Origin of the sequence: Streptomyces sp. NPDC058796, assembly GCF_042745235.1 — a bacterium.
Lineage (GTDB): Bacteria > Actinomycetota > Actinomycetes > Streptomycetales > Streptomycetaceae > Streptomyces.
In genome coordinates, this window is sequence record NZ_JBHYOP010000002.1 from 539094 (window position 1) to 564876 (window position 25783).

The 25783-nt window shown below is 71.0% G+C and carries 23 protein-coding genes; 13 read left to right on the forward strand and 10 right to left on the reverse strand.

Going from position 1 to position 25783, the window contains the following annotated elements:
• The first annotated feature begins 69 nt into the window (after positions 1-69).
• Genes ACFW47_RS07780 through ACFW47_RS07795 form a run of 4 tightly spaced genes read left to right on the forward strand, consistent with a single transcriptional unit; the run spans position 70 to position 6597 of the window.
• The gene (locus ACFW47_RS07780; protein WP_386287058.1) at positions 70-1332 is read left to right on the forward strand and encodes a glycosyltransferase; all 1263 of its coding nucleotides are present in this window, start codon (positions 70-72) and stop codon (positions 1330-1332) included.
• Positions 1329-2978 carry an ArnT family glycosyltransferase gene (locus ACFW47_RS07785; protein ID WP_386287056.1) on the forward strand — a complete coding sequence of 550 codons (1650 nt, stop codon included), beginning with the start codon at positions 1329-1331 and terminating at the stop codon, positions 2976-2978. Before ACFW47_RS07780 ends, ACFW47_RS07785 begins: the two co-directional genes overlap by 4 nt.
• Positions 2975-4165 (forward strand): glycosyltransferase, encoded by a 1191-nt coding sequence (locus tag ACFW47_RS07790; protein WP_386287054.1) that lies wholly within the window; start codon positions 2975-2977, stop codon positions 4163-4165. Before ACFW47_RS07785 ends, ACFW47_RS07790 begins: the two co-directional genes overlap by 4 nt.
• On the forward strand, positions 4162-6597 hold the full coding sequence (locus ACFW47_RS07795; RefSeq protein ID WP_386287052.1) for a galactose oxidase-like domain-containing protein: 2436 nt from the start codon (positions 4162-4164) through the stop codon (positions 6595-6597). The genes ACFW47_RS07790 and ACFW47_RS07795 overlap by 4 nt, the downstream gene beginning before the upstream one ends.
• A gap of 86 nt (positions 6598-6683) precedes the next feature.
• Here ACFW47_RS07795 and ACFW47_RS07800 read toward each other — a convergent pair whose 3' ends face one another.
• Both ACFW47_RS07800 and ACFW47_RS07805 read right to left on the reverse strand, forming a co-directional pair.
• Positions 6684-7415, reverse strand: a complete 732-nt coding sequence (locus ACFW47_RS07800) for a Mut7-C RNAse domain-containing protein (protein ID WP_386287050.1) — start codon at positions 7413-7415, stop codon at positions 6684-6686.
• A 69-nt stretch (positions 7416-7484) separates the two neighbouring features.
• Positions 7485-8189 carry a hemolysin III family protein gene (locus ACFW47_RS07805; protein ID WP_386305139.1) on the reverse strand — a complete coding sequence of 235 codons (705 nt, stop codon included), beginning with the start codon at positions 8187-8189 and terminating at the stop codon, positions 7485-7487.
• Positions 8190-8486: 297 nt separating this feature from the next.
• Here ACFW47_RS07805 and ACFW47_RS07810 point away from each other — a divergent pair, with 297 nt between their 5' ends.
• Positions 8487-10316, forward strand: coding sequence for a phosphoenolpyruvate carboxykinase (GTP) (locus ACFW47_RS07810; RefSeq protein WP_386305141.1), 1830 nt, complete (start codon positions 8487-8489; stop codon positions 10314-10316).
• 380 nt (positions 10317-10696) lie between these two features.
• On the opposite strand, the gene ACFW47_RS07815 is transcribed toward ACFW47_RS07810, so the two are convergent.
• The 4 genes from ACFW47_RS07815 to ACFW47_RS07830 form a co-directional block, all read right to left on the reverse strand.
• Positions 10697-11119: a hypothetical protein gene (locus ACFW47_RS07815; RefSeq protein ID WP_386287044.1), complete on the reverse strand. Its 423-nt coding sequence runs from the start codon at positions 11117-11119 to the stop codon at positions 10697-10699.
• 77 nt (positions 11120-11196) lie between these two features.
• On the reverse strand, positions 11197-12408 hold the full coding sequence (locus ACFW47_RS07820) for a pyridoxal phosphate-dependent aminotransferase (RefSeq protein ID WP_073724679.1): 1212 nt from the start codon (positions 12406-12408) through the stop codon (positions 11197-11199).
• A 98-nt stretch (positions 12409-12506) separates the two neighbouring features.
• Positions 12507-14117: an amidohydrolase family protein gene (locus ACFW47_RS07825; protein ID WP_386287042.1), complete on the reverse strand. Its 1611-nt coding sequence runs from the start codon at positions 14115-14117 to the stop codon at positions 12507-12509.
• A gap of 11 nt (positions 14118-14128) precedes the next feature.
• Entirely contained in the window at positions 14129-15430 is a 1302-nt protein-coding gene (locus ACFW47_RS07830) for an amino acid deaminase (RefSeq protein ID WP_386287040.1), read from the reverse strand.
• Positions 15431-15577: 147 nt separating this feature from the next.
• Here ACFW47_RS07830 and ACFW47_RS07835 point away from each other — a divergent pair, with 147 nt between their 5' ends.
• The 6 genes from ACFW47_RS07835 to ACFW47_RS07860 all read left to right on the forward strand — a co-directional run bounded on the left by ACFW47_RS07835 (position 15578) and on the right by ACFW47_RS07860 (position 21498).
• Positions 15578-16645 carry a sugar kinase gene (locus tag ACFW47_RS07835; protein ID WP_386287039.1) on the forward strand — a complete coding sequence of 356 codons (1068 nt, stop codon included), beginning with the start codon at positions 15578-15580 and terminating at the stop codon, positions 16643-16645.
• Positions 16642-17406 (forward strand): IclR family transcriptional regulator, encoded by a 765-nt coding sequence (locus ACFW47_RS07840; protein ID WP_386287037.1) that lies wholly within the window; start codon positions 16642-16644, stop codon positions 17404-17406. Before ACFW47_RS07835 ends, ACFW47_RS07840 begins: the two co-directional genes overlap by 4 nt.
• Positions 17403-17813, forward strand: a complete 411-nt coding sequence (locus tag ACFW47_RS07845; RefSeq protein ID WP_073724669.1) for a RidA family protein — start codon at positions 17403-17405, stop codon at positions 17811-17813. Before ACFW47_RS07840 ends, ACFW47_RS07845 begins: the two co-directional genes overlap by 4 nt.
• Before the next feature lie 133 nt (positions 17814-17946).
• Positions 17947-19434 (forward strand): GntP family permease, encoded by a 1488-nt coding sequence (locus ACFW47_RS07850; protein ID WP_386287035.1) that lies wholly within the window; start codon positions 17947-17949, stop codon positions 19432-19434.
• Positions 19435-19510: 76 nt separating this feature from the next.
• Positions 19511-20089: a hypothetical protein gene (locus ACFW47_RS07855; protein WP_386287033.1), complete on the forward strand. Its 579-nt coding sequence runs from the start codon at positions 19511-19513 to the stop codon at positions 20087-20089.
• Positions 20090-20169: 80 nt separating this feature from the next.
• Positions 20170-21498, forward strand: coding sequence for an Nramp family divalent metal transporter (locus tag ACFW47_RS07860; RefSeq protein ID WP_386305143.1), 1329 nt, complete (start codon positions 20170-20172; stop codon positions 21496-21498).
• A 24-nt stretch (positions 21499-21522) separates the two neighbouring features.
• On the opposite strand, the gene ACFW47_RS07865 is transcribed toward ACFW47_RS07860, so the two are convergent.
• The 4 genes from ACFW47_RS07865 to ACFW47_RS07880 form a co-directional block, all read right to left on the reverse strand.
• Complete coding sequence (locus ACFW47_RS07865) at positions 21523-22809, reverse strand: hypothetical protein (protein ID WP_386305145.1); 1287 nt, start codon at positions 22807-22809, stop codon at positions 21523-21525.
• 81 nt (positions 22810-22890) lie between these two features.
• Positions 22891-23400, reverse strand: coding sequence for a SigE family RNA polymerase sigma factor (locus tag ACFW47_RS07870; protein ID WP_386305147.1), 510 nt, complete (start codon positions 23398-23400; stop codon positions 22891-22893).
• Positions 23401-23486: 86 nt separating this feature from the next.
• Entirely contained in the window at positions 23487-23678 is a 192-nt protein-coding gene (locus ACFW47_RS07875; protein WP_217246956.1) for a hypothetical protein, read from the reverse strand.
• An 11-nt stretch (positions 23679-23689) separates the two neighbouring features.
• Positions 23690-24541, reverse strand: coding sequence for a helix-turn-helix domain-containing protein (locus ACFW47_RS07880; RefSeq protein ID WP_386287028.1), 852 nt, complete (start codon positions 24539-24541; stop codon positions 23690-23692).
• A 210-nt stretch (positions 24542-24751) separates the two neighbouring features.
• Here ACFW47_RS07880 and ACFW47_RS07885 point away from each other — a divergent pair, with 210 nt between their 5' ends.
• Together ACFW47_RS07885 and ACFW47_RS07890 are read left to right on the forward strand one after the other, a co-directional pair.
• Positions 24752-25249 (forward strand): ATP-binding protein, encoded by a 498-nt coding sequence (locus ACFW47_RS07885; RefSeq protein ID WP_386305149.1) that lies wholly within the window; start codon positions 24752-24754, stop codon positions 25247-25249.
• Between the two features lie 38 nt (positions 25250-25287).
• A complete protein-coding gene (locus tag ACFW47_RS07890; RefSeq protein WP_386287024.1) occupies positions 25288-25764 on the forward strand; it encodes a hypothetical protein in 477 nt (158 codons plus the stop codon).
• The last annotated feature ends 19 nt before the right edge of the window (positions 25765-25783 follow it).

Below are 25783 nucleotides of genomic sequence, written 5' to 3' on the forward strand. Positions count from 1 at the left end.
GGCGGAGTGGTCGCCCGGGTTCGGGCGCGCCGCCGCGGCAGGGGGAGTTCAAGGATCTGGGGGGATCTTTTGCTGACGTCCGTCTTCATCGCTGCCGTTTCACTGGCGCTCTTCTGGATGGCGGCGTTCACGCTGTGGTGGCAGATGCACGCCTGGCGTACGCCGGAGGTTCTCGCCTCCACCCGGTTCAGCCCGCCGGACGGGGACGAGCACGTGTCGTTCTCGCTGCTCGTGCCCGCGCGGCACGAGCAGGCGGTGCTGGACCACACCATCCAGCGGCTGCTGACCTCGTCCCACACCGACTTCGAGATCATCGTGATCGTCGGGCACGACGATCCGGAGACCACCGCCGTCGCAGAGCGGGCCGCCGACCGTGACCCGCGCGTGCGGGTCGTCGTCGACACACACGAGAAGAAGAACAAGCCCAAGGCCATGAACACGGCGCTGCCGCACTGCCGCGGCGACGTCGTCGGGGTCTTCGACGCCGAGGACCAGGTCCACCCCGAGCTGCTCGCCCACGTCGACCACGCCTTCCGCACCACCGGCGCCGACGTCGTGCAGGGCGGCGTCCAGCTGATCAACTTCCACTCCAGCTGGTACAGCCTGCGCAACTGCCTGGAGTACTTCTTCTGGTTCCGCTCGCGGCTGCACCTGCACGCGCAGAAGGGGTTCATCCCGCTCGGCGGCAACACCGTCTTCGTCCGCACGGACGTGCTGCGGGCGGCCGACGGCTGGGACCCCGAGTGCCTGGCCGAGGACTGCGACCTCGGTGTCCGGCTCTCCAGCACCGGCAAGAAGGTCGTCGTCGCCTACGACTCCGACATGGTCACCCGCGAGGAGACCCCGGGCTCGCTGGTCTCCCTGCTGAAGCAGCGCACCCGCTGGAACCAGGGATTCCTCCAGGTGTACCGGAAGAAGGACTGGAAGCAGCTCCCCACCTTCACCCAGCGGCTGCTGGCCCGCTACACCCTGATGACGCCGTTCTTCCAGGCCTTCACCGGCGTGATCATCCCGCTCAACGCGGCCATCGCGCTCCTGCTGGACGTACCCGTCGGCATCGCCTTCGTGACCTTCCTGCCGGCCGTGACCGCCCTGGTCACCTTCGTCTTCGAAGTCGTCGGCCTGCACGACTTCGGCAAGCAGTACGGCCTGCGCGTCCGCTTCACGCACTACGTGAAGCTGATCGTCGGCGGCCCCTTCTACCAGGTCCTCCTCGCCGGGGCCGCCGTCCGCGCCGTGTGGCGCGAGCAACGCGGCCGCACCGACTGGGAGCTGACCAGCCATGTCGGCGCCCATCTCGCGCCGGTGGACCGAGAGGACGTTCCCGCGTGACCTCCACCCTCCCCGCGGCGACCGGCACCCAGGTCCCCGCGCAGCGCCGGCCTGCCCACGACACCGACCCGCCCGCCCGCAGCGCGGCACCACCGGGCCGGCTGCGCCCCTCGCGCCCCGACCTCCTGCTCTGCGGCACCCTCCTCGTGGCGATCATGCTCGTGCAGGGCTGGAACATCTCCGCCTACCCGACCCTCAGCGACGACGAGGGCACCTACCTCGCCCAGGCCTGGGCGGTCCAGCAGGGTGAGGGCCTGGCCCACTACACCTACTGGTACGACCACCCGCCGCTCGGCTGGATACAGATAGCCGTGCTGACCTGGATACCCGCTCTGCTCAGCCCGGAGTCGATGACCGTCGGCACCATGCGCGGCGTGATGCTGCTGATCAGCGCCGTCTCCGCCGTCCTGGTCTACGTCATCGCCCGCCGCATGTCCCTGCCCCGCTGGGCGGCCGGCCTGGCCATGGCCCTCTTCGGCCTCTCCCCGCTGTCCGTGGTCCTCCAGCGGGAGATCTTCCTCGACAACCTCGCGGTGATGTGGACGCTGCTGGCCTTCGCGCTGGCCGCCTCACCGAGCAAGCACCTGTGGCACCACTTCGGAGCGGGCATCGCCGCCGCCACGGCGGTCCTCACGAAGGAGACGATGCTCGTCGTCCTGCCCGCCCTGTTCGTCACCGCCTGGCGGCACAGCCACAAGGACACCCGCAAGTTCGCGCTGACCGGCGCCGTCACGGCCTGCGCGCTCATCGGGTTCTCGTACCCGCTCTTCGCCCTGCTCAAGGGCGAGCTGCTGCCGGGCGACGGGCACGTCTCCCTCTGGGAGGGCATCGAGTACCAGCTCACCCGCCCCGGCTCCGGCTTCATCCTCGACGAGGGCTCCGGCTCGTGGGGCGTCCTGCAGTCCTGGCTCTACTACGACCGGGTCCTGCCCCTCGGCGGCCTCGCCGGGGCGCTGCTCCTGCTGGTCACCTGGCGCTGGTCGGTCACCGCCCGCGCCCTGGCCGGACCGGCCCTCACCGTGGCGATCCTCGCCGCCCTCGCCCTGCGCCCCAGCGGCTACCTGCCCGCGATGTACGTCATCCAGGCGCTGCCCTTCCTCGCCCTGGTGCTGGCCGGCGGCGCGGCGAGCGTCGCCCACGCCGTTCTTCGCAGATGGCGCACCGAGGCCGAGAAACGGGGCGTCACCGTCGGCCGGTACGCCCTCGCCGCGGTCCTGGTGCTCGCCGCCGGCGCCTACGTCGTACCCCGCTGGTACGACGGCGACCGCACCGCCGTCACCGCCGACGCCAACGCCCCCTACGAGGCCGCCGCCGACTGGATGGCGACCGAGGTGGAGAACCCCGAGGACACCCGCGTCCTCGTCGACGACGCGCTCTGGCTGGACCTCGTGCACGCCGGGTACGAACCCGGGCTCGGCGTCATCTGGTTCTACAAGGCCGACCTCGACCCGGCCGTCACCGAGACGATGCCGGGCGGCTGGCGGGACATCGACTACGTGGTCGCCTCGCCGACGGTGCGGCGCGACGCGGTCGACCTGCCCAACGTGAAGGCCGCCATGAACCACTCGGCCCCGGTCGCCGTCTTCGGCACCGGTGCGGACCGTATCGAGATCCGCCGCGTCCAGCCCTCCGGAGCCGCCCGATGAGCCACGAGTCCACCGTCCCCGGCGAGCTGGGGAATCCGGCCGTTGGCGCCTCGGAGGTGCCCGAGCCGGGGGCCGTCACCATCGTCGTACCGACCTTCAACGAGTCCGGCAACGTACGGCGGCTGCTGGGCCTGATCTCAGAGTCGGTGCCCGCGCGGCTGCCCTGCGAGGTCGTCTTCGTGGACGACTCCACCGACGACACCCCGGACGTGATCCGCGCGGCGGCCCCCGACTGCCCCTTCCCGGTCACCGTCCTGCACCGCGACGAACCCTCCGGCGGGCTCGGCGGCGCCGTCGTCGAGGGCATGCGGGCGGCCGGGTCGGACTGGATCGTCGTCATGGACGGCGACTGCCAGCACCCGCCGTCCCTGGTGCCGGAGCTGGTCGCCACCGGCGAGCGGGCGAACGCCGGGCTCGTCGTCGCCTCCCGCTACGTCAAGGGCGGCAGCCGCGCCGGACTCGCGGGCAGCTACCGGATCGCCGTCTCGCGCGCGGCGACCTGGCTGACCAAGGCGCTCTTCCCGCGCCGCCTGCACGGCATCAGCGACCCGATGAGCGGTTTCTTCGCCATCCGCCGCAGCGAGGTCACCGCCGACGTGCTCAAGCCGCTCGGCTACAAGATCCTCCTGGAGCTGGCCGTCCGCAGCCGCCCCCAGACGGTCACCGAGGTGCCGTTCGTCTTCGAGGAGCGGTTCGCGGGCGAGTCCAAGTCCACGGCGCAGGAGGGCGTGCGCTTCCTGCGCCACCTGGCCGGACTGCGCACCGCCTCGCCGCTGGCCCGCATGGTCGCCTTCGGGCTGATCGGGCTGAGCGGCTTCATACCGAACCTGGCCGCCCTGTGGGCGTTCACCGAGGCGGGCGTGCACTACCTGCCGGCCGAGATCGCCGCCAACCAGTTCGGCGTGGCCTGGAACTTCCTGCTCCTGGAGCGGCTGCTCTTCCGCGACCGGCGGCGGCACCGGCACTGGGCCGACCGGACCGCGCGTTTCGCGCTGATCGCCAACGCCGACCTGGTGCTGCGCATCCCGCTCATCGCCCTGCTCGTCGGCCAGTTCGGGCTGGCCGTGCTGCCGGCCACCGCGCTGGCCCTCGTCATCACCTTCGTCCTGCGCTTCGCCGGGACCGAAGCGCTCGTGTACCTCCCGCGCCGACGCCGTACGGCCCGCACAGCAAGGAGTGACGCATGAGAAGCAGACCGCGAAGAAGCCTTCGCGCGATTTCCCGACGGAGAACGTCCGCGCTCCTGGCGGTGTCCGCCCTCACCGGCGGTCTCCTCCTGACCGCGCCGCAGTCCGCCTCCGCCGCCAACCTGATCATCAACCCCGGCTTCGAGACCGCCGGCACCGGCGACATGCCGTACTGCTGGTCGAAGTCCGGCTGGGGCGACAATGACTTCACCTTCGAGACGGTCGCCGACGCCCACTCCGGCAGCAAGGCCATGAAGGTCGAGCTGACCCGCCGGACGGACGGCGACCGCAAGGCCCTGATCACCGAGTCCACCGAGTGCGCGCCGGTGGTGACGGAGGGCAAGCAGTACGACCTGTCCCTCTGGTACAAGTCGACGACCCCGGACGCCTCCCTCACGCTCTTCCGGCACGACGCCACCGGGGGCTGGCAGTACTGGACCGACCTGAAGACCCTCGACCTGGCGGCCGACTGGACGCAGGCGAGCGTCCGTACCCCCGAGGTCCCGGCCGGCACCGACCGCATCAGCTGGGGCGTCTCCGTCTACGGCACCGGCTCGGCGACCACCGACGACTACACGATGGAGCAGGTGGCCGACCCGGTCCCGGACCCGGACTGCACGGCCACCGCCGAGGAGTGCGCCAACGGCCGCTGGGACGTGCTGCCGACCAAGAACCCGGTCCGCTCCATGCACTCGGTCGTCCTGCACAACGGCAAGGTGCTGCTGATCGCGGGCTCCGGCAACGACCCGGAGATGTTCGAGGCGGGCACCTTCACCTCCGCCGTCTACGACCCGCAGACCGGCGACTACAAGACGATCCCGACGCCCAAGGACATGTTCTGCGCCGGGCACGTGCAGCTCAAGGACGGCCGCGTGCTCGTCATGAGCGGCAACTTGGGCTACCCCTCGGCGGACGGCACCATCGGCTACCAGGGCTACAAGGACTCGTACGTCTTCGACCCGGAGACCGAGACCTACACCAAGACCAACGACATGAACGACGGCCACTGGTACCCGTCGGCGACCATCCTCGGCAACGGCGACGTCATCTCCTTCGGCGGCCTGCGCGAGGACTCCACCGGCTCGGTGACGGCGGAGCTGTGGTCGGACGAGCAGCAGAAGTGGCTGCCGACCTGGCAGGTCAACCAGACCTGGTCCTACTGGGGCCTGTACCCGTCGATGATCCTCATGCAGGACGGCCGCCTCTTCTACTCCGGCAGCCACGTCTTCGGCAACAACATCCCGGGCACCGGCTCGGCGATCTACGACTACGAGGCCAACACCGTCACCGAGGTCCCCGGCCTCCAGCGCAAGGACGAACGGGACCAGTCGATGAGCGTGCTGCTGCCCCCGGCGCAGGACCAGAAGGTGCTGACCATCGGGGGCGGCAACATCGACTCCAACCCGGACGCCAACCGCCTCACCGACATCATCGACCTCAAGCAGCCCGACCCCGCGTACGTCGCCGGCCCGCCGCTTCCGCAGGGCACCGTCGACCTGGGCAACGGTCCCGTCCCGCAGACCGGTGACCAGGGCAAGATGTACGTCTCCGCGGTGCTGCTGCCCGACGGCAAGGTGCTGGAGACCGGCGGTGCGCTGCACAACCGGGCCAACCCGGTCTTCGAGACCTCGATCTTCGACCCGGCCACGGAGACCTTCGACCCGGTGGCCGTCGATCCCGAGGCCCGCGGCTACCACTCCTCGGCGTTCCTGCTCCCCGACGGCCGCGTGATGACCACCGGCGACAACCCGGGCAACGGCTCCTGGAACCACGACGTGTCGATCTACACCCCGCCCTACCTGCTCAAGGGCGAGCGTCCGACGATCACCTCGGTCATCGACACCGAGTGGAACTACGGCGACACCCAGCGGATCACCGTCGACCGGCCGATCGCCAAGGCCGAGCTGATCCGCCCCGCCGCCGTCACCCACTCCTCCGACCCGAACCAGCGCTTCGTGGACCTGCCGCTGTCCGTCGATGGCGACAACGTCGACCTCAACGTCACCAGCAACCCCAACCTGGCCCCGCCCGGCTGGTACATGCTCTTCGCGGTGGACGCCAACGGCGTGCCCTCGGTGGCCGAGTGGGTGCACCTCGACGGCCCGCAGGCGCTCAGCACCAAGGACGCCTCCGCCCACGTCCACTCCTTCGCCGACGCCCCGCGGGGCAAGGTGACCGAGGCGGGCGAGAAGCGGACCTCGCAGCCGGTCAGCCCCACCGTCTCCGGCTGCGACCGGCACTACGGCTCCGCCAACGTCTGCGTGCCGACCGCCTTCCCCGAGGAGGTCGAGGCGACGACGGCCGACCGCTGCACCTGGCTGAAGGAGCACGACTACGGCCCCCTCAAGGTCAACGGCAAGGACGACCCGCTGAAGCTGGACCGCGACCGCGACGGTGTGGCCTGCGGGAAGGGGGACGTCAGGCGCCGCTGAGGACCAGGCGCCCACGCCCACAGCGCCTCACCCGGGACGGCCGAGCACTGTTCGCCGTACGTGAGGCGGTTACTCAACCGCCGTACTCAACCGCCCTGAGTACTCCGGCGCACCGCCGCCTCCACGATGGCCTCCAGCTGCTCGTGGTGCGCGCCCTTCCAGTACGCCCGCCCGCACTCCCGGCACTGCGCGAACACGTCGTACGACCGCCGGGTGCCGCCCTTGAGCTGGTCGGCCACCTCGTCCTTGGACGCCTTCCGCAGCAGCCCGTTGCAGGCGGTGCACCGCGTCCACGGGCGCAGTTCGGGCCGGAACCGGTCCAGCACCTCGCGGAGCTGGTCCTCGGGGCGGGTGCTGTAGACGTAGGCGCCGGCCCACAGCTCGCGGCGGCGCAGCAGACCTCGGTCGCGGCTGAGCATGACCCGTTTCCCGGCCGCCGACAGCGCGGCGAGCGCCGGGTCGCCGAGGTCCGTGGACTCGTACGCCGTGTCCACGCCGAGCAGCCGCAGCCGGCGGGCGAGGGTGCCCAGGTGCACGTCGAGCAGGAAGCGCAGGGGAGCGCCCGGTACCCGCTGCGGGCGCTCGACGGCACGGACGCTCACCGACTCGCCGCCGGCCGGTACGTGTCCGGGGGCCACCTCCCGGCCGTCGACGAGGAGCGTGCCGACCTCGGTCAGCGGGACGCCGAGGGACTCGACGACGTGGCCGAGGGTGGAGACGCCGTCGGTGGCGGCGCGGGTGGCGCCGGTGGGGCGGGCCCGCGGGACGAACAGGTGCAGTTCGGGAGCGAATTCCACGTGGATCTCGGGTCCGTTCACCCGGTCAGGATGCCACGGGGCGTGGGGCGCGGGCCCGGGGGTTTCCGTACCCCCGGTGCGCCACCGGATCTAGTACGCGACCAGCGAGATCCCCACGTAGTGCGCGATGAAGGCGGCCAGCGTGAAGGAGTGGAAGACCTCGTGGAAGCCGAACCAGCGGGGTGAGGGGTTGGGGCGCTTGATGCCGTAGATGACGCCGCCCGCGCTGTAGAGCACGCCGCCCACGACCACGAGGACCAGGACGGCGATGCCGCCCGCCCGCATGAACTCGGGGAGGTAGAAGACGGCCGCCCAGCCCATGGCGAGGTAGCAGGGGGTGTAGAGCCAGCGCGGGGCGCCGACCCAGAAGACGCGGAAGACGATGCCCGCCGCCGCGGCGGCCCAGATCCCCCACAGCAGCCACTGGCCCTTGGCCTCGGGCAGCAGCAGCATCGTGAGGGGCGTGTAGGTGCCCGCGATGATCAGGAAGATGTTGGCGTGGTCGAGACGGCGCAGGACGCCGTCCATGCGCGGGCTCCAGTTGCCCCGGTGGTAGAGGGCGCTGACGCCGAACAGCAGGCAGGCCGTCAGGACGTAGATCCCGCAGGCGATGCGGCCCTCGGGGGACTCGGCGAGGGCGGTGAGCACCAGGCCGGCGACCAGCACGGCCGGGAACATGCCGAGGTGCAGCCAGCCGCGCAGCTTGGGCTTGACCGGATGCGGCAGGGGGAGCGCCACGGGACCGCGGCCGGCGGCCGGCGTGTCCTCGGGCGCGTCGGGGACGGACGCAGTCATGGGCGCATCGTACCTACGGGACCGTAAGTTACGTATCAGTACGGAGGCTCGGCGTTCTTGAGTGGTCATCGTCTCACGGGGTACCCGGCCGCGCATCCCCCCAAAATCCCCGATGCGGACACGTGGCGATCCTCACGCCGCTCAGGTGTGACGCCCTCTGGACAGATGGGCGCTCACGTCGGATGATCAAATGAGTGCGGTCGACACCGGATGAGCGCCCAAGAGGACAACGTCACGCATCCGGGTCGCAGCCCCCACGGGGCCTCCAAACAAAAAACCCCTCATTTAGGAGCAATCGTGGCGCGCGACATCGCTGCTCCCCCCGTCCCCACCAACCACCAGGAGCTGATCTCGTGGGTGAACGAGATCGCCGAACTGACCCAGCCGGACGAAGTGGTCTGGTGTGACGGATCCGAGGCCGAGTACGAGCGCCTGTGCGGGGAGCTCGTGGAGAAGGGCACCTTCCGCAAGCTCGACCCGATCAAGCGCCCCAACTCGTACTACGCGGCCTCCGACCCCTCCGACGTCGCGCGCGTCGAGGACCGGACCTTCATCTGCTCCGCGAAGGAGGAGGACGCCGGCCCCACCAACCACTGGAAGGACCCCGCCGAGATGCGGGAGATCTTCACGGGTGAGAAGGGCGAGGGGGGCCTGTTCCGCGGCTCCATGCGCGGCCGGACCATGTACGTCGTGCCCTTCTGCATGGGCCCCCTCGGCTCCCCGCTCTCCGCGCTGGGCGTCGAGATCACCGACTCCGCGTACGTCGCCGTCTCCATGCGCACCATGACCCGCATGGGACAGCCGGTCCTGGACGAGCTGGGCGACGAGGGCTTCTTCGTCAAGGCCGTGCACACGCTGGGCGCCCCGCTGGAGGAGGGCCAGGAGGACGTCCCGTGGCCCTGCAACAGCACCAAGTACATCTCGCACTTCCCCGAGGACCGCGAGATCTGGTCCTACGGCTCCGGCTACGGCGGCAACGCCCTGCTCGGCAAGAAGTGCTACGCCCTGCGCATCGCCTCCGTCATGGCCCGCGACGAGGGCTGGCTCGCCGAGCACATGCTGGTGCTGAAGCTGACCCCGCCCACCGGTGAGCCCAAGTACGTAGCCGCCGCCTTCCCGTCGGCCTGCGGCAAGACCAACCTCGCCATGCTGGAGCCCACGATCTCCGGCTGGACCGTGGAGACCATCGGCGACGACATCGCCTGGATGCGCTTCGGCGAAGACGGCCGCCTGTACGCGATCAACCCCGAGGCCGGCTTCTTCGGTGTCGCGCCCGGCACCGGCGAGCACACCAACGCCAACGCGATGAAGACCCTGTGGGGCAACTCCGTCTTCACCAACGTCGCCCTCACCGACGACGGCGACGTGTGGTGGGAGGGCATGACCGAGGAGACCCCGGCCCACCTCACGGACTGGAAGGGCAACGACTGGACGCCCGAGTCCGGCACCCCGGCCGCCCACCCCAACGCCCGCTTCACCACCCCCGCCGCGCAGTGCCCGATCATCGCGCCGGAGTGGGAGGACCCCAAGGGCGTGCCGATCTCGGCGATCCTCTTCGGCGGCCGCCGCGCCACCGCCGTACCGCTGGTCACCGAGTCCTTCGACTGGAACCACGGCGTCTTCCTCGGCGCCAACGTGGCCTCCGAGAAGACCGCCGCCGCCGAGGGCAAGGTCGGCGAGCTGCGCCGCGACCCCTTCGCCATGCTGCCGTTCTGCGGCTACAACATGGGCGACTACATGGGGCACTGGATCGACGTGGCCAAGGACAAGGACCAGTCCAAGCTGCCGAAGATCTACTACGTCAACTGGTTCCGCAAGGACGACGAGGGCAAGTTCGTCTGGCCCGGATTCGGTGAGAACGGCCGCGTCCTGAAGTGGATCGTGGAGCGCCTGGAGGGCAGGGCGGACGGCGTCGAGACCCCGATCGGCGTGCTGCCGACCAAGGAGTCCCTGGACACCGAAGGCCTCGACCTCGCCGACGCCGACCTGGAGTTCCTGCTCAGCGTCGACAAGGAGGTGTGGCGCGAGGAGGCGGCGCTCGTCCCCGAGCACCTGAACACCTTCGGCGACCACACGCCCGCCGAGCTGTGGGACCAGTACCGGGCGCTGGTGCGGCGCCTGGGCTGACGTCCCCCAAGGTCTCCGCGGCCGGTCCGACTAGCCCTGACCCGCGAAGTCGTCACGAAGGCCGGCCGCGAGGGGACCTCCCCGCGCTCCAGTAGCTCAGCAGTGCCCGGAGCACAGGGAGTTCCCACCCGGGCCGGGCCCCCGCACAACGGCGTGCGGAGGACCCGGCCCTTCAGCATTGCGAAACGCCGGTGAGGTCCGCGCCCCGAAAGGGGCGCGGGGAACTGCGCGACCAGCCACGACGGACGGAAAGCCGCCAACCGTCAGCCAGCTCCACGGCGCCGTTGCGACCCAGCCAAGGCCAACGCAGTGAATGGCACCCGGCCCGCGCGTCGCTGCGGGTGCGCGCGGGCCGGGGCCGCAGGGGGAGCCCGGAGGGCTCAGTGGGACGCGAGTTCGCGCGGCTCGAGGGCCGCGGCGTGCGCGTCCATGCGCTCGGCGGTCAGGATCGCGACCGCCGTGTCGGCGCGGGAGGCCGCCACCACCAGGGCGCGGCCCGCGAGGGTGTGCGCCCGGCGGTGCAGGGCCGCCAGGTGGGGCGTGGGGCGGGCCGCGGTCACCGGCACGCGGACCGGCGCCGGGCCTCCCCGCAGCCGGGCCACCTGCTCGGCGAGCCGGTCGGCGGCGGTGTCCAGGCCGGTGTCGGGCGCCAGCGTGCGCAGCTCGTCCGTGACGGCGAGCAGTGCCGCGAGGTGGCCCGCGAGCTGGATGTCCAGCTCTTCCTCCCGGGACCGGTGGGGGAAGTCCGAGGTGTCGCCGGCCGTCGTGCTGTGGACGGACCTGGTGCGGATCGGTTCGTACATGGGACGGCCTCCTGAGTGCTTCAGGAAACCATCCTACATTGGATTCAATCTAAAGTTGACGGTCGTCGGAGATGGGCTCAGGGCTGGCCGTACCCGTCCAGGAAGTTCCCGATCCGCCCCACCGCCTCGCGCAGGTCGCTCGCCGTCGGCAGGGTCACCACCCGGAAGTGGTCGGGCTCGGGCCAGTTGAAGCCGGTGCCCTGGACGACCATGATCTTCTCCTGGCGCAGCAGGTCCAGGACCATCCGCCGGTCGTCCTTGATCTTGAAGACCTTGGGGTCGAGCCGGGGGAAGAGGTACAGCGCGCCCTTCGGCTTCACGCACGTCACGCCCGGGATGCTGGTCAGCGCCTCGTGCGCGGCGTCCCGCTGCTCCCGCAGCCGCCCGCCCGGCAGGACCAGCTCGTTGATGGTCTGCCGCCCACTGAGGGCGGCGACCACGCCGTGCTGGCCCGGCATGTTGGCGCACAGCCGCATGTTGGCCAGGACCGTCAGGCCCTCGATGTAGGACTCGGCGTGCGCGCGCGGTCCGGAGATCGACATCCAGCCGACGCGGTATCCCGCCACCCGGTACGCCTTCGACATGCCGTTGAAGGTGAGGGTGAGCAGGTCCGGGGCGACCGCGGCGGTCGGGGTGTGCGTGGCCTCGTCGTACAGGATCTTGTCGTAGATCTCGTCGGAGCAGACCAGCAGGTTGTGGCGGCGGGCGATGTCGGTGAGCGCGCGCACCATCGCCTCGTCGTAGACCGCGCCCGTCGGGTTGTTCGGGTTGATGATCACGAGCGCCTTGGTGCGGTCGGTGATCTTCCGCTCGACGTCCGCCAGGTCCGGCATCCAGTCGGACTGCTCGTCGCAGCGGTAGTGCACCGCCGTGCCGCCGGAGAGCGACACGGCGGCCGTCCACAGCGGGTAGTCGGGCGCCGGGACGAGGACCTCGTCGCCGTCGTCGAGCAGGCCTTGCATCGCCATCACGATCAGTTCGGAGACGCCGTTGCCGATGAAGACGTGCTCGACGTCCGTCTCGATGCCGAGGGTCTGGTTGTGCATGACCACGGCCCGGCGCGCCGCCAGCAGGCCCTTCGCGTCGCCGTAGCCGTGGGCCGTCGACACGTTGCGGAGGATGTCCTCCAGGATCTCCGGCGGGCACTCGAACCCGAAGGCGGCCGGATTGCCGGTGTTCAGCTTCAGGATGCGGTGCCCGGCCGCCTCCAGCCGCATCGCCTCCTCGAGCACCGGGCCCCGGATCTCGTAACAGACGTTGGCGAGTTTCGTCGACTGGATCACCTGCATGTGCGCGAGCTTACGGCCCGGTCACGTTCCATGGGTGGTGTTATCCGCCACTTGAGACGTGTGCTTTGGGTGGGTTTCGTCACGCGCTCATTGCCGGGTCACCGCGCGGTGCGTCGCACCGACCGGCCCGCCAGCACGTCCGTCCGCCGCCCGTCCTCCATCACGAACCGCCCGTCGACCAGCACGTACGGGATGCCCGTCGGCAGCACGCGCGGGTTCTCGTACGTGCTGCCCGCCGCGACCGTCGCCGGGTCGAAGAGCACCAGGTCGGCCCGGTACCCCTCGCGCACCAGCCCCCGGTCCGGCAGCCGCAGCCGGGCCGCGGGGCGCGAGGTGAGGTGCGCGACGCACTCCTGGAGCGACAGCACGCCCAGCTCGCGCACGTAGTGCCCGAGGTAGTGCGGAAAGGTGCCGTAGGCGCGCGGGTGCGGCTTCGCGCCCTGGAGGATGCCGTCCGAGCCGCCGGTGTGGACGCGGTGGCGCATGATCGCGCGGACGTTCTCCTCGTGGCCGACGTGCTGGAGGATGGTCGGCGCCAGCCGGTCGGCCAGCAGCAGGTGCCGGGCGACCGTCCACGGACTCTCGCCGCGCAGCCGCGCCGACTCCAGGACCGTACGGCCGACGTACTCAGCGAGAGCCGGGTCGCCCGTGCCGGAGATCTCGATCGTCTCCCACTCCATGGGCACGCCGTGGGAGCCGTCGGAGCCGATCTCCTCCATGTGGTGGCGGATGCGCTCGGCGGTGTCGTCGTCCGCCAGCCGCTCCATGATCCGGTCCGGGCCGCCCTCGCTCGCCCAGCTCGGCAGCAGCGCCACGAGGGTGGTGCAGCCGGGGGTGTACGGGTACGTGTCGAGCGTGATGTCGGCGCCGGCGGCGAGCGCGTCGTCCAGCAGGGTCAGCAGCTCGGGGGCCTTGCCCTTGTTGACGCCGAAGTTCATCGTGGCGTGCGCGAGGTGCAGCGGGCAGTCCGCTTCCCGCGTCAGCTCCACCATCTCCTCGTACGCCTGGAGTGCCCCGGCCCCGTACGAGCGGTGGTGCGGGCAGTAGTAGCCGCCGTACGACGCCACCACCCGGCACAGCTCGGTCAGCTCGGCGTCCTTGGCGTACATGCCCGGCGTGTAGGTCAGCCCGGACGACATGCCGACCGCGCCCTGCTCCATCCCCTCGGCGACCAGCCGCCGCATGTGCTCCAGCTCGGCCTCGGTCGCCTCCCGGTCGTCCCAGCCGACCGCGAGGGCGCGCACCGTGCCCTGCGGGATCAGGTAGGCGGCGTTGACCGCGATGCCCCCGTCGAGCCGGTCCAGGTACTCGCCGACCGACCGCCAGTCGAAGTCGACGTCGTCGCCGGGGCCGTTCCACCCGGCGATCGCGCGGCGCACCTCGCCGAGGGTGCGGTCGTCCACCGGCGCGTACGACAGCCCGTCCTGGCCGATGACCTCCAGGGTGACGCCCTGCGCGGCCTTGGCGCTGTGGTCGGGGTCCCGCAGCAGCGCCAGGTCGCTGTGGGCGTGCATGTCGATGAAGCCGGGGGAGAGGACCAGGCCCTCGGCGTCCAGCTCGCGGCGTGCCTCCGGGCGCTGGCAGCCGGCGGCCGCCGCCTCCTTGACGATCGAGACGATCCGGCCGCCGTCGACCACGACGTCCGCGCGGTACGCGTCCGCGCCGGAGCCGTCGACGACGTCCGCGTCCCTGATGACCAGCTCTTCCACCGAAGCCTCCTCTAGAAGAACGTGCGGATGTAGTCGACGACCGTCCCGTCCGCCTCGGCGACCGGGATGAGCTGCCACTTGTCGAAGGACGTGCAGGGGTGGGACAGGCCGGTCCCGAGCCAGTCGCCCACCTCCAGGTCCGCCTCGGCGGTCGTGCGCAGCCAGGCGTGCTGGTCGGACAGGCCGGTCACCGTGATGCCGGTCGCCGGGCGCTCCGGGCCGCCGTCGGCGGGGCGCACGGCCTGGGCGAAGGGCAGGTGGAGGTCGTAGGCCGCGTCCCGCTTGCCCGCGTTGGTGAAGGCCTGCTCGGGGGAGGGGCGGGAGACGACCTGGCTCCACAGGCGGAAGGCGGGCTCCAGGGCCCCCTCCTCGGGGACCCGGTTGAAGGGGGTCAGCTCGCGGTAGTGGCCGTCGTCGTGGGAGACGTACGCGCCCGAGCGCAGCAGCTTCAGCACGGGCAGGGACAGGCCGGGGACCTCGGCGAACACGTCGGCCACCGCGTCGAACCAGGCGCTGCCGCCCGCGCTCACCACGATGTCCTCCAGCCCGTCGAACCGCCCGCCCTTGTCGAAGTCGACGGCGAGCGCGACCAGCCGCCGCAGCCAGGCGTGCACCTTCTCCGGGTCGGCGTCCGGCACCTCGCCCTCGTACCCGGCGACACCGGCGAGCCGCAGCGTCCGCGCCCCGGCCACCGCGTCGGCGACCGCCGCACACTGCGCCTCGGTGCGCACGCCGGTCCGCGCGCCCTCACCGGCGGCCAGCTCGACCACGACGTCCACCGGGCGGGAGGCGCCCGCCTCCGTCAGCGCCGCGTCCATCCGCTCGACGCCGCGCACGGAGTCGACGTAGCAGACGAAGCGGAAGCCCGGGTCGGCGTCCAGCTCCGAGGAGATCCAGCGCAGGGCGGCGGCGTCGACCAGCTCGTTGGCGAGGAAGATCCGCTGGATACCGAAGGCCCGCGCCACCCGCACCTGGTGCGGCACGGCGAGGGTGATGCCCCAGGCGCCGTGCTCGATCTGGCGGTGGAAGAGCTGCGGGGCCATGGAGGTCTTGCCGTGCGGCGCGAAAGCGAGGCCGTGCCGGGCGGAGTACGTCTCCATGAGCTCCAGGTTGTGCTCCAGACGCTCGGCGGACAGGGCCAGCACGGGCGTGGTGAAACCGCCGGTGAAGAGGTTGCGGCGCTGTCCGGCCAGCTCGGCGACGGTCAGGCCGTACGCGTCCGGCGGGAGGCCCTTGAAGCGGTGGTCGACGTGCTCCTCGGCCAGTTTGGCGAGGGCTTCGCGGCCGTTCGCGGAGCCGGTGTCGAGGGCCATGGAGCCTCCCTGATCTGAAGCGTTGCGGGTGCGTTGCAACACCTGCAACGACCGTTGCGTATATCGCTTACTGCTGTCTAACATCTCGGCGAACGCGGGGTCAACGGAGCCGCCGCCCGCCAGACGCGACGAGGAGCCCCCACCATCGTGACCGCCACCGGACCCACCAGCACCGCCCCCGACGTCGTGGACGTCGTCGCGCTCGGCGAGTCCATGGTCACCTTCCTCCCCTCCGTACCCGGCCGCCTCGCCGACGTCCCCTCCTTCGACCGCGCCATCGGCGGCGCCGAGTCCAACGTGGCCTGCGTGCTCGCCGCCGCCGGACACACCGCCCGCTGGATCAGCCGGGTCGGCGCGGACGGCTTCGGCGACCACCTCGTCGAGGCGGTCGGCGCCTACGGGGTGGACGTCTCCGCCGTGCGCCGCGACCCCGGCCGCCCCACCGGCGTCTACTTCCGCACCGCCGGGGATCGCGCCACCGACGCCCACGAGGTCGCGTACTACCGTGCGGGCTCCGCCGCCTCCGCGATGTCCGTCCGGAACATGGACCTCGACGCGATCCGCTCCGGCCGCGTGCTCCACCTCTCCGGCATCACCCCCGCGCTCTCCGCCGACTGCCTCGATCTGATGCGCGAACTGACCGCCCGCCGCCCCGGCCGCCCCCTCGTCTCCTTCGACGTCAACCACCGCCCCGGCCTGTGGCGCGGCGACACCGACGGCGCGCGGGTGCTGCTCGATCTGGCCCGGGGCGCCGACCTCGTCTTCGTGGGCGAGGACGAGGCCTGGGGACTGGGCGGTCCGGAGGCCGTGCGCGCCGCGCTGCCCGAACCCGAGGTACTGGTCGTCAAGCAGGGCGCGAGCGGCGCCACCGCCTTCCGCCGGACCGTCGGCGCCGACGGCACCGAGGCCACCCACGTCACCACCGTCCCCGCCCTCACCGTCGACGTCGTCGCCGCCGTCGGCGCGGGCGACGCCTTCGCCGCCGGGTTCCTCTCCGCCACCCTGCGCGACCTGCCCGTGCGCGAGCGCCTGCGCCACGGCCACCTGATGGCCGCCGCCGCCCTCACCGTCCCCGGCGACCTCGCCGAGCCCCCGGCCCGCGGCCACGCCGACCGCCTGGCCGCCCTCGACGACGACGCGTGGGGGACACTTCGACTCGGCCCCGGCTGGACACAGGCCGACGCGAGGGCCGAGGAGGAGGTACGCACCCCATGAGCCAGACCGTCGACCGCGCGCTGAGCATCCTGCCGCTGCTCGCCGAGGGCCCCGCAGACCTGGGCCGGGTCGCCGACCGTCTCGGCGTCCACAAGTCCACGGCCCTGCGCCTGCTGCGCACCCTCCACGAACACGGCTTCGTCTACCGCCAGGAGGACCAGCGCTACCGCCTCGGCGCCCGCCTCATCGCCCTGGCCCAGGAGGCGATGGAGAACCTCGACGTCCGCGAGATCGCCCACCCTCATCTCGTACGCCTCAACGAGCAGTGCGGGCACACCGTCCACCTCGCCGTGTACGAGGAGAACGAGGTCCTCTACATCGACAAGGTGGAGAGCCGCTACCCGGTCCGCATGTACTCGCGGATCGGCAAGCCCGTCGCCATAACGGTGGCGGCCGTGGCGAAACTCCTGCTCGCCGACCTCCCCGAGAACGAACGCCGAGCCGTCGTCGAGAAGCTCGACTACCCCCTGTACACGGCCCGTTCGACACCCAACGCCGACGGCTTCCTCAAGGAGCTGGCCAAGGTGCGCGAACAGGGCTGGGCCACCGACCTCGGTGGCCACGAGGAGTCCATCAACTGCGTCGCCGCGCCCATCCGGGGCGCCGACGGCCGGGTGGTCGCCGCGATGTCGGTCTCCGCGCCGAACGTGGTCGTCACCGCCGACGAACTCCTCACCCTGCTCCCGCTGGTCCGCCGTACGGCGGACGCGATCAGCGGCGAGTACTCCGGCAGGACCCCAGTCAAGGAAGTCACCGCATGACCGACAAGATCGCTCTCACCCCCGCGACCCACACCGTCCCCCCGGCGAAGTTCAGCCACGGCGTCAAGAAGGGCAACATCCTCCAGGTCGCCGGTCAGGTCGGCTTCCTCCCCCACGAGGACGGCAAGGCCCCCACGCCGGCCGGCCCGACCCTGCGCGAGCAGACCCTCCAGACCCTCGCCAACGTCAAGGCGATCCTGGAGGAGGGCGGCGCCTCCTGGGACGACGTGATGATGCTCCGCGTCTACCTCACCGACGTGGACCACTTCGCCGAGATGAACGAGATCTACAACGCGTACTTCGAGGAGCAGGGCCTCACTCAGCCGCCCGCCGCCCGCACGACCGTCTACGTCGGTCTGCCCGCCGGCCTGCTCATCGAGATCGACGCGCTGGCCGTCCTGGGCTGATCCGCCCCCGGCCGCACCTTCTTCCTTCTTCACCTGTCGCACGGCACGGCGCCCTCCCCCCATCGGAGTCCGGGCGCCGTGCCGCGCCCCGCCCTGCCCGAAAGCAGTATGTGTTTACCCAGAGGACCCCCGTATGTCCTTCCCGTCCCTCCAGCTCGCCGCCTCCTCCGCCCCTCAGACGCCACCGCACACCGGCGGCCTGCTCACCCTGATCGACGGTACGGCGGGCCTGCTCACCGTCGCCGCGATCGGCATCGCGCTCCTGCTCTTCCTGATCATCAAGGTCCGGCTGCAGCCCTTCGTCGCGCTGCTCGCCGTCTCCATAGCCGTCGGCCTGCTCGCCGGCCTGTCGGTCACCGAGCTCTTCGGCACCGTCCAGAAGTCCGACGCCGTCTCCACCATCGAGTCCGGCATGGGCGGCATCCTCGGCCACGTCGCCATCATCATCGGCCTCGGCACCATGCTCGGCGCGATCCTCGAAGTCAGCGGCGGCGCCCAGGTCCTGGCCTCCCGCCTGCTGGGCCTCTTCGGCGAGAAGCGCGCCCCGCTCGCGATGGGCCTCACCGGCCTCATCTTCGGCATCCCCGTCTTCTTCGACGTCGGCATCTTCGTCCTCGCGCCGATCGTCTACGCCGCCGCCAAGCGCTCCGGCAAGTCGGTCCTGCTCTACTGCCTGCCGCTGCTGGCCGGCCTGTCGATGACCCACGCCTTCCTGCCGCCGCACCCCGGCCCGGTGGCCGCCGCCGGACTGCTGAAGGTGGACCTCGGCTGGGTCATCCTCATGGGCATCGTCTGCGGCATCCCCGCCGTGCTCGCCGCCTGGGTGTTCTCCGCCTGGATCGGCCGCCGCATCTTCGTGCCCGTGCCGCAGGACATGGTCGAGGCCGCCGAGGAGGCCAAGCAGGCCGTCATCGACGAGCAGACCCAGGCCGGCGTCGCCCCGCACGAGAGCCCCGTGGCGCTCGGCACGGTCCTCGGCATCATCGGCACCCCGCTGGTCCTGATCCTCGCCGCGACCTTCTCCTCCATCGCCCTGGACGAGTCCACGCTGCGCTCGGTGATCGAGTTCTTCGGCAACCCGTTCGTGGCCCTGACCATCGCCCTGCTGCTCGCCTACTACCTGCTCGGCATCCGGCGCGGCTGGTCCCGCAAGTCCCTGGAGACCGTCTCGACGGCCTCGCTGAAGCCGGTCGGCAACATCCTGCTGGTGGTCGGCGCGGGCGGCGTCTTCGGTGCCGTCCTCAGCGCCAGCGGCGTCGCCCAGGCCCTCTCCGACACCTTCAACGACGTCGGCCTGCCGGTGATCGTCCTCTCCTACCTGATCTCCCTGGTGCTGCGGGTCGCGCAGGGCTCGGCGACGGTGGCCATCGTGACGACGGCGGGCATCGTGGCGCCGCTGCTCGCCGCGGGCGACCACTCGCAGGCGTTCGTCGCCCTGGTCATCATGGCCATCTCGGCGGGCTCCATCTTCGCCTCGCACGTCAACGACGGCGGCTTCTGGATGGTCGCCAAGTACTTCGGCATCAGCGAACGGGACACGCTCAAGACGTGGACCGTGCTGGAGAGCGTGCTGTCGGTCGCCGGGTTCGTGGTCGCGGCGGTGCTGAGCCTGTTCGTATAGGGCCGCGTGTAGTCGTCTGATAACGATGACGGGGCTGGCTGTGTCCGGCACAGGTTCGTCGACCATACTGCCCGCTGTGGAGCAGCGCAGAGGATCGACCAGCCAGCCCCTGGAAGGCGCCGGATTCGACCCGGCCTTCATCCCCGGGCTCACCGCGCCCGTGACCGGTGAGCCGGCGGACACGAGACCGGCCGAGAAGAAGGCGGACACCGACCCGTCCGACGCCGAGGCCGTGTCCGAGGACGTCCGCGAGCCGGAGGAGACCGCCGAGCAGACGGACGAACCGGACGAGGAAGAGGAGGCCCCCGGCGGCCCCGTCTTCGAGGCCGCCGACCGCCGCGCCCGGATCGTCGCCGACCACAAGGGCGTACGCCTCGCCCTCGACGACCAGAGCTGCGAGTTCCGCTGGGACGAGGTCGGCGCCGTCGAGACGGAGACGGGCCGCTTCGGCAAGCGGTTCACCGTCACGGTGCACACGCCGGACCGCCGCTGGTACCCGATCGAGATCGAGGCGACGTCCCGGAGCCGTTTCAAGGAGTGGGAAGCCGCCCTGGACGAGGTCCTGGACACCTACTTCGAGGACGGCGAGGCGGAGCCCGAGGCGACCGGGGAACAGGCCACGGCCGAGGAGCAGAAGACGGCCGACGCGAAGTAGCGCCCAGGTTGGGCACCTTCGGGTGAAGATCCCCGCAGGCCCTCTTGTCCTGGCGTCCACCATGGGCTTTCTTGGCCCGCATGGCGGACACCACGGGCAACACCAGTGACAAGGCCACGGGGACACCACACGGCCCCGGCTCGGCGCCCCGCAAATCCAGTTGGCGCTACATCGGCCCCGGCATCGTCGTCGCGGCGACCGGGGTCGGCGCCGGCGACCTCGTGGCCACCCTGATCGCGGGCAGCAATTTCGGCTACACCCTGTTGTGGGCGGCGGTCCTCGGCTGCCTGGTCAAGATCTCCCTGGCCGAGGCGGCGGGCCGCTGGCACCTCTCCACCGGCCGCACCCTCTTCGACGGCTGGGCCAGCCTGGGCCGCTGGACGACGTGGTTCTTCGCGTTCTACGTCGTCATCTGGGGCTTCTCCTACGGCGCGGCGGCGATGTCGTCCAGCGCCCTGCCCCTGCAGGCACTGTTCCCCAACGTGATGGACCTCGAATGGTGGGGCGTGGCCTGCGGCGTGGTCGGCCTGGTCTTCGTCTGGTTCAACAAGTACGCCGTCTTCGAGAAGGTCATGACGGTCCTGGTGGGCGTCATGTTCGTGGTGACGGTCTACCTGGCGATCCGGGTCGCCCCCAACCTGGGCGACGCCTTCGCGGGTCTCCTCCCCGTCATCCCCGACGGCGAGGACTCCGTCCTCAACACCCTCGGTCTGATCGGCGGCGTGGGCGGCACGATCACGCTCGCCGCCTACGGCTACTGGGTCAACGCCAAGGGCTGGGCCGACACCGGCTGGATGAAGGTGATGCGGCTGGACAACCGGGTCGCCTACATCACCACCGGCGTCTTCGTCGTCGCCATGCTCTTCGTCGGCGCGGAGCTGCTGCACGCCGCGAACATCGCGCTCTCCGGCGGCGGCAAGGGCCTGGTGCAGCTCGGCGACATCCTGGAGGACGAGTACGGCACGGCGACGGCCAAGTTCTTCCTGATCGGCTTCTTCGCCACGTCCTTCACCTCGCTCATCGGCGTGTGGCACGGCGTGAGCCTGATGTTCGCGGACTTCGTGTCCCGGCTGCGGGACAAGCGGGCGGGCAAGGCCAAAGAGGTCGCCACCGGCGAGCAGGAACGCTCCTGGCCCTTCCGCGCCTACCTGCTCTGGCTGACCTTCCCGCCCATCGTCCTGCTCTTCCAGGGCGAACCCTTCCGCCTGGTCATCATCTACGGCGTGCTGGGCGCGGCCTTCATGCCCTTCCTAGCCCTGACCCTGGTCTGGCTCCTCAACTCCTCCCGCACACCGGCCGAGTGGCGCAACGGCTGGCTCAGCAACGGCATGCTCACGATCGCGGGCCTGCTGTTCCTGGTGCTGTGCGTGAAGGAGATCTGGGACCAGCCTTGGGCCAGCTTCTTCTGACCGCCGCCCGGACCGTCGCCGTCCCTACCGCAGCTTGTCCCACTCCGGGCTGAGCGCCATCTCCCGCAGCTGGCCGATGGTCAGCGCGGGAGTGGCGCGCGACGGCTCGGCGTGCGCGGCCCCGTTGTTGAAGGCGCTGATCACCACGCGGAAGCCGTCCTCACCGGGCCGCAGGGTGTCGGCGGTCCACATCAGGACCCCGGCGACCCGGTCGTCCCCGTTGCCCTGCCGGACGGCGACGCGAGTGCCGTCGGGCAGGGTCTCGCCGTTGGCGTAGAGCTGGCCGGCGACGTCGCCCATGCCGTACTGGACGTTGACCTGAACGAGGCTCTCACCCTGCCCGTCATCGACGACGACGTAGGTGAACTCGTCCTCCTGGCCACCCTTCCTGACCACGTCCAGCCCTTCGGGGAGCAGCCCGACCAGCGTCTCGCCGGCGTCCTTGCCGGAGACGGCGGCCGGCGGCACGTCGGCGGTCGGCGCGCCCTCGGTGGTCTCGGCGGCCTTCGGGTCCTCGGGAATCGCGTCCACCACCCGGCGCCACACCTCGGCCGTGACGACCTCCTTCAACTGCCCGGCCGACAGCGGGGGCTCGGCACGCGAGACGGGCACGCCCTTCTGCGCGGGCGCGTTCCACTCGCTCAGGCTGACGTGCTGCCCCTTGTCCGTGACCAGGTCGGCGGTCCAGAGCTTGGTGTCCACGCGCTTGTCCGCATACTCGTAACCCTTGAACAACCGCAGCAGCGAGCCGTCGGGCAGGCGGGTGGAGGAGCAGGAGTCGTGCGGGACGAACGTCTCGTCGGGACACTCCATCAGTTGGCGGACCTGAGCACTGCCCGGCTCCACACGGTAGAGGCCCATGCTGATCGCGGCGGCTCCCTTCCCGTCGTCGTACACGAGATACGCGTACGGCGAAGGCTGGTCGGCCGACCCCCGGGCGTCCTCCTGGCTGAACTCGCCCTCGGGAAGCAGCTCCTTGAGCTGACCGAGGATGGTGTCGCCGGATACGGGAGGCGGAGCGGGCGCCGTGGCCGACGCGGAGGGCGTCGAGGTGGCGCCGGTGGTCGCGGCGGAGACGTCCCGGCCGTCGGAGTTCCCCTGCGGCAGCAGCACCGCCCCGCCCACCCCGACCAGCGCGACCCCGGCCACCCCGCCGAGCACCCCGGCCCGGCGCCGCGTCAGCGCCCGCCGCCCGCGGGTCCGCCCGCCGGTGACGAGGGCCGAACGGTCGGTGTCGAAGCGCCCGCCGGTCTCGTGCAGCGCGGCGGACAGCCGCTCCTCGAAGAGTTCCTGGTCCTGGTTTTCGGGCATGGCGAACCACCCTTTCCGCATGGATGGGAGAAGTGAGAGCCGAAGTGGGGGAGTGGGATCGGGGGAACGAGATCGGTTACGTCAGTATCTGGCGTACTCCGCGAGATCCTCGCCGAGCAGGTCACGCAGCCGGCCCAGCGCCCGGGAGCACCGGGTCCGCACGGCCGCCGAGCTGACGTTCATGACGTCGGCGGTCTCCTCGATCGACCGGTCCTCCCAGTACCGCAGGACGACCACGGCGCGGTCCTTGGCGGGCAGCCGCGCCAGCGCGTCGAGCAGCGTCAGTCGCAGCGAGGCGTCACCGTCCCCGGCGCCGGGCAGGTCCGGGAACACGTCCGTGGCCCGCTCCCGGCTGCTGCGCCGGCGCTGGTGGGCGAGGAAGGCGCGGGTGAGTACGGTCTGCGCGTACCCGGCGGGGTTCCCCACCCGGGACACGCGTCCCCAGCGGACGTACAGCCGCCCGAAGGTCTCCTGGACGAGATCCTCGGCCAGGTGCGTGTCCCCGGCGGTGAGCAGACACGCGGAGCGGTACAGGTGTCCGGCCCGCGCCACCGCGAACTCGGCGTACTCGTCCGCCCGCGCCTGTCTCATACCTGGGTTCCCCCGCACTCACCGCTGTCGTGTACCGCCTTCACCTCACTGATGCGGTGGGCCCCGGGAAATGTTTCATACGGACTTCACAGGAGGTGGTCGGCCTTGCCCGCCTTGATGTCGAGGATCATGCGGCGCAGGGCGTCCCGGCTGTCGGTGAGGGGGGTGTCCTCCTCGCCGGCTATGGCGATGTAGGCGTTGCCGGTGGTGTCGGTGCCGAGGCGGAAGCAACTGGCTCCCTCTCCGCAGAAGGGCTCTTCCCAGGTGATGCCGTCCATCGTGCGTCTCCTCACAGGCCGTTGGCGATGTCCCGGATGAAGTCGCGGGATGCCTGTGGCGACAGGGCGATGCGCTCCATCCAGTCCAGGTGCGTACGGTACTTCGCGAGCTGGGAGTCACCACTGAGGAAATCCGGCCCGTGAGTGCTGTCGATCTGTACGGTGTCCAGCTGCTGTACCGGTCCCTCCAGGTAGTTGAACGTCTGCCCTGAGCCGGGGAACGTCCCGGCGGCGAAGGGAACGACCAGCAACCGCACGGAGGGCCGCTCGGACACGGCCAGGAGATGTTCGAGCTGCGCGCGGGCGACCTTGGGCCCACCGAACTGCATGCGCACGGCGGCCTCGTGCACCACTGCGACGTACTCGGGTGCGTCGCCCGCCTCAAGGACCCTCTGCCGCTCAACGCGGTACGCAAGCCGCAGGGCGACCTCGTGGTCCGGCAATGGTGGCAGGACGGCTCTGAAGAGTTCGAGGGCGTGGTCGCTGGTCTGCAGCAGCCCCGGGATGTGCGCGATGTGCACGGTTCGCATACGGGTCGCCAGAGCTTCGAACTCGGCGATGTCGAGCAGCCCTGCGGACAGCGAACCTCGATACCGCTCCCACCAGCCGCGCCCGTCGGGTCGGGCCAGTGCTACCAGCGCCTCGACGTAGGCCTCGTCCGAGCAGTCGCAGTTGCAGGCCAGTGTGCGCAGTCGTTCCGGGCTGATGGTGCGGATGCCCGTCTCGATGTTCGAGATCTTGGCCCGGTCCAGTCCGAGCAGCCCGGCGGCCTGGTCGGCCGTTATGCCCGCCGCAGTCCGCATCTTCCGTAGTTCGGCGCCCAGACGCCGCTGGCGCTCGGTCGGTGTCGTCCTCGGAGGCATGCCCTTCCTTCCCCTGCGATCCGGCAGCAGTCTGCCGTCCTCGGATGCGCGGGCACCACGATGGGGGTCACTTTCCTCGATGTGGTGGCAATTGAACCATCCGCGTCTCTACATTCGGTGACGCACCGAATACGTACCGGCGTCGGAAGTGCATCGCGGGGGCCTGCCCGCGCGACGGAGCCACCGACCGCCCCCGACAAAGGAGTCGCCATGCCCCCGTCCCACTGCCCCGTCGCCCCCGCCTACCCGGCGGACCCGACACCCCCCGTCCCCGAAACCCTGGCCTACAGCCTCACGCTCCCCGCCGCCCTGTCCAGCCCAGCCCTGGCAAGGGCGACGGCCCGTCACGTCCTCCGGACGCACGGCCTGACCGACATGCTGGACCCGGCGCTGCAAGCGGTCGGCGAACTCGCCGCCGTCGCGTGCCGGTTCACGGAGACGGTGGACTACTACCTGACCCTCCGCTACCGCTTCTCCACCCTCCGGGTCATCGCCTACGACAGCCACCCCCGCCACACCAGTCCCCACCTGGCCACCGCCTGCGACACCCGCCGCCGCGCCGCCCTCCGCCTCCTGGCCTGCGTCTGCCGCGCCTGCGACGGCACCTGGGGCTTCGGCGAGGCGAGGGAGCCCGGCGGCGGTACGCGTATGTGGGCGACACTGCCGAGGGCGAGCGCGGCGGCGTACGGGCTTGACCGTGCGGGGTAGTACGGCGGTGGAGGACTCTTACGTGAGGGGCGGGGGCCATGAGCGGTGTGTGGACGAGTGTGGTGGCGGTGGCGGGGACGTTGCTGGGGGCGCTGACCACGGGACTGCTGCAACGGCGGATGTCGCTGCGGGCCGAGCGGGAGGCGGGGCTGCAGCGTCTTCGCGAGGCGGCGATCATGCTGGCGGACGCGTTGACGGACTACAGAGGACGGCTGTACTGGGAAACGAGCCTGCGTTCCGCCGCCGATACGACGCCTGAGCAGGAACGCGAGGCCAAGAAGGAAAGCTGGGCCTCCCGGTCCCAGGTGAACTACGCGATGAACCGGCTACGGCTGTCGACGCGGGACGAAAGCCTTCTGGAGCTGGCGACGGCGGCTCGCGACGCGACCTTCGGTGTCCAGACGGAGACGTGCACTCCTCACGAGGCCCGGGAGCAGCAGCACGTGTTCCTGGCGGCCGTCGCCGAGCCGACACCCCGGCCGGTGCGGCTCGCTTCCCGGCGGGCCCCGAGGTGACGGGTACCGTGCCGACGCC

What these genes read in the sequence shown, in the direction of transcription:
- ACFW47_RS07860 (WP_386305143.1), top strand. Translation starts at nt 20,170, where the DNA reads ATGGCGGACACCACGGGCAACACCAGTGACAAGGCCACGGGGACACCA.
- ACFW47_RS07795 (WP_386287052.1), top strand. Translation starts at nt 4,162, where the DNA reads ATGAGAAGCAGACCGCGAAGAAGCCTTCGCGCGATTTCCCGACGGAGA.
- ACFW47_RS07820 (WP_073724679.1), bottom strand. Translation starts at nt 12,408, where the DNA reads ATGCAGGTGATCCAGTCGACGAAACTCGCCAACGTCTGTTACGAGATC.
- ACFW47_RS07875 (WP_217246956.1), bottom strand. Translation starts at nt 23,678, where the DNA reads ATGGACGGCATCACCTGGGAAGAGCCCTTCTGCGGAGAGGGAGCCAGT.
- ACFW47_RS07890 (WP_386287024.1), top strand. Translation starts at nt 25,288, where the DNA reads ATGAGCGGTGTGTGGACGAGTGTGGTGGCGGTGGCGGGGACGTTGCTG.
- ACFW47_RS07870 (WP_386305147.1), bottom strand. Translation starts at nt 23,400, where the DNA reads ATGAGACAGGCGCGGGCGGACGAGTACGCCGAGTTCGCGGTGGCGCGG.
- ACFW47_RS07865 (WP_386305145.1), bottom strand. Translation starts at nt 22,809, where the DNA reads ATGCCCGAAAACCAGGACCAGGAACTCTTCGAGGAGCGGCTGTCCGCC.
- ACFW47_RS07850 (WP_386287035.1), top strand. Translation starts at nt 17,947, where the DNA reads ATGTCCTTCCCGTCCCTCCAGCTCGCCGCCTCCTCCGCCCCTCAGACG.
- ACFW47_RS07840 (WP_386287037.1), top strand. Translation starts at nt 16,642, where the DNA reads ATGAGCCAGACCGTCGACCGCGCGCTGAGCATCCTGCCGCTGCTCGCC.
- ACFW47_RS07790 (WP_386287054.1), top strand. Translation starts at nt 2,975, where the DNA reads ATGAGCCACGAGTCCACCGTCCCCGGCGAGCTGGGGAATCCGGCCGTT.
- ACFW47_RS07885 (WP_386305149.1), top strand. Translation starts at nt 24,752, where the DNA reads ATGCCCCCGTCCCACTGCCCCGTCGCCCCCGCCTACCCGGCGGACCCG.
- ACFW47_RS07880 (WP_386287028.1), bottom strand. Translation starts at nt 24,541, where the DNA reads ATGCCTCCGAGGACGACACCGACCGAGCGCCAGCGGCGTCTGGGCGCC.
- ACFW47_RS07845 (WP_073724669.1), top strand. Translation starts at nt 17,403, where the DNA reads ATGACCGACAAGATCGCTCTCACCCCCGCGACCCACACCGTCCCCCCG.
- ACFW47_RS07830 (WP_386287040.1), bottom strand. Translation starts at nt 15,430, where the DNA reads ATGGCCCTCGACACCGGCTCCGCGAACGGCCGCGAAGCCCTCGCCAAA.
- ACFW47_RS07815 (WP_386287044.1), bottom strand. Translation starts at nt 11,119, where the DNA reads ATGTACGAACCGATCCGCACCAGGTCCGTCCACAGCACGACGGCCGGC.
- ACFW47_RS07805 (WP_386305139.1), bottom strand. Translation starts at nt 8,189, where the DNA reads ATGACTGCGTCCGTCCCCGACGCGCCCGAGGACACGCCGGCCGCCGGC.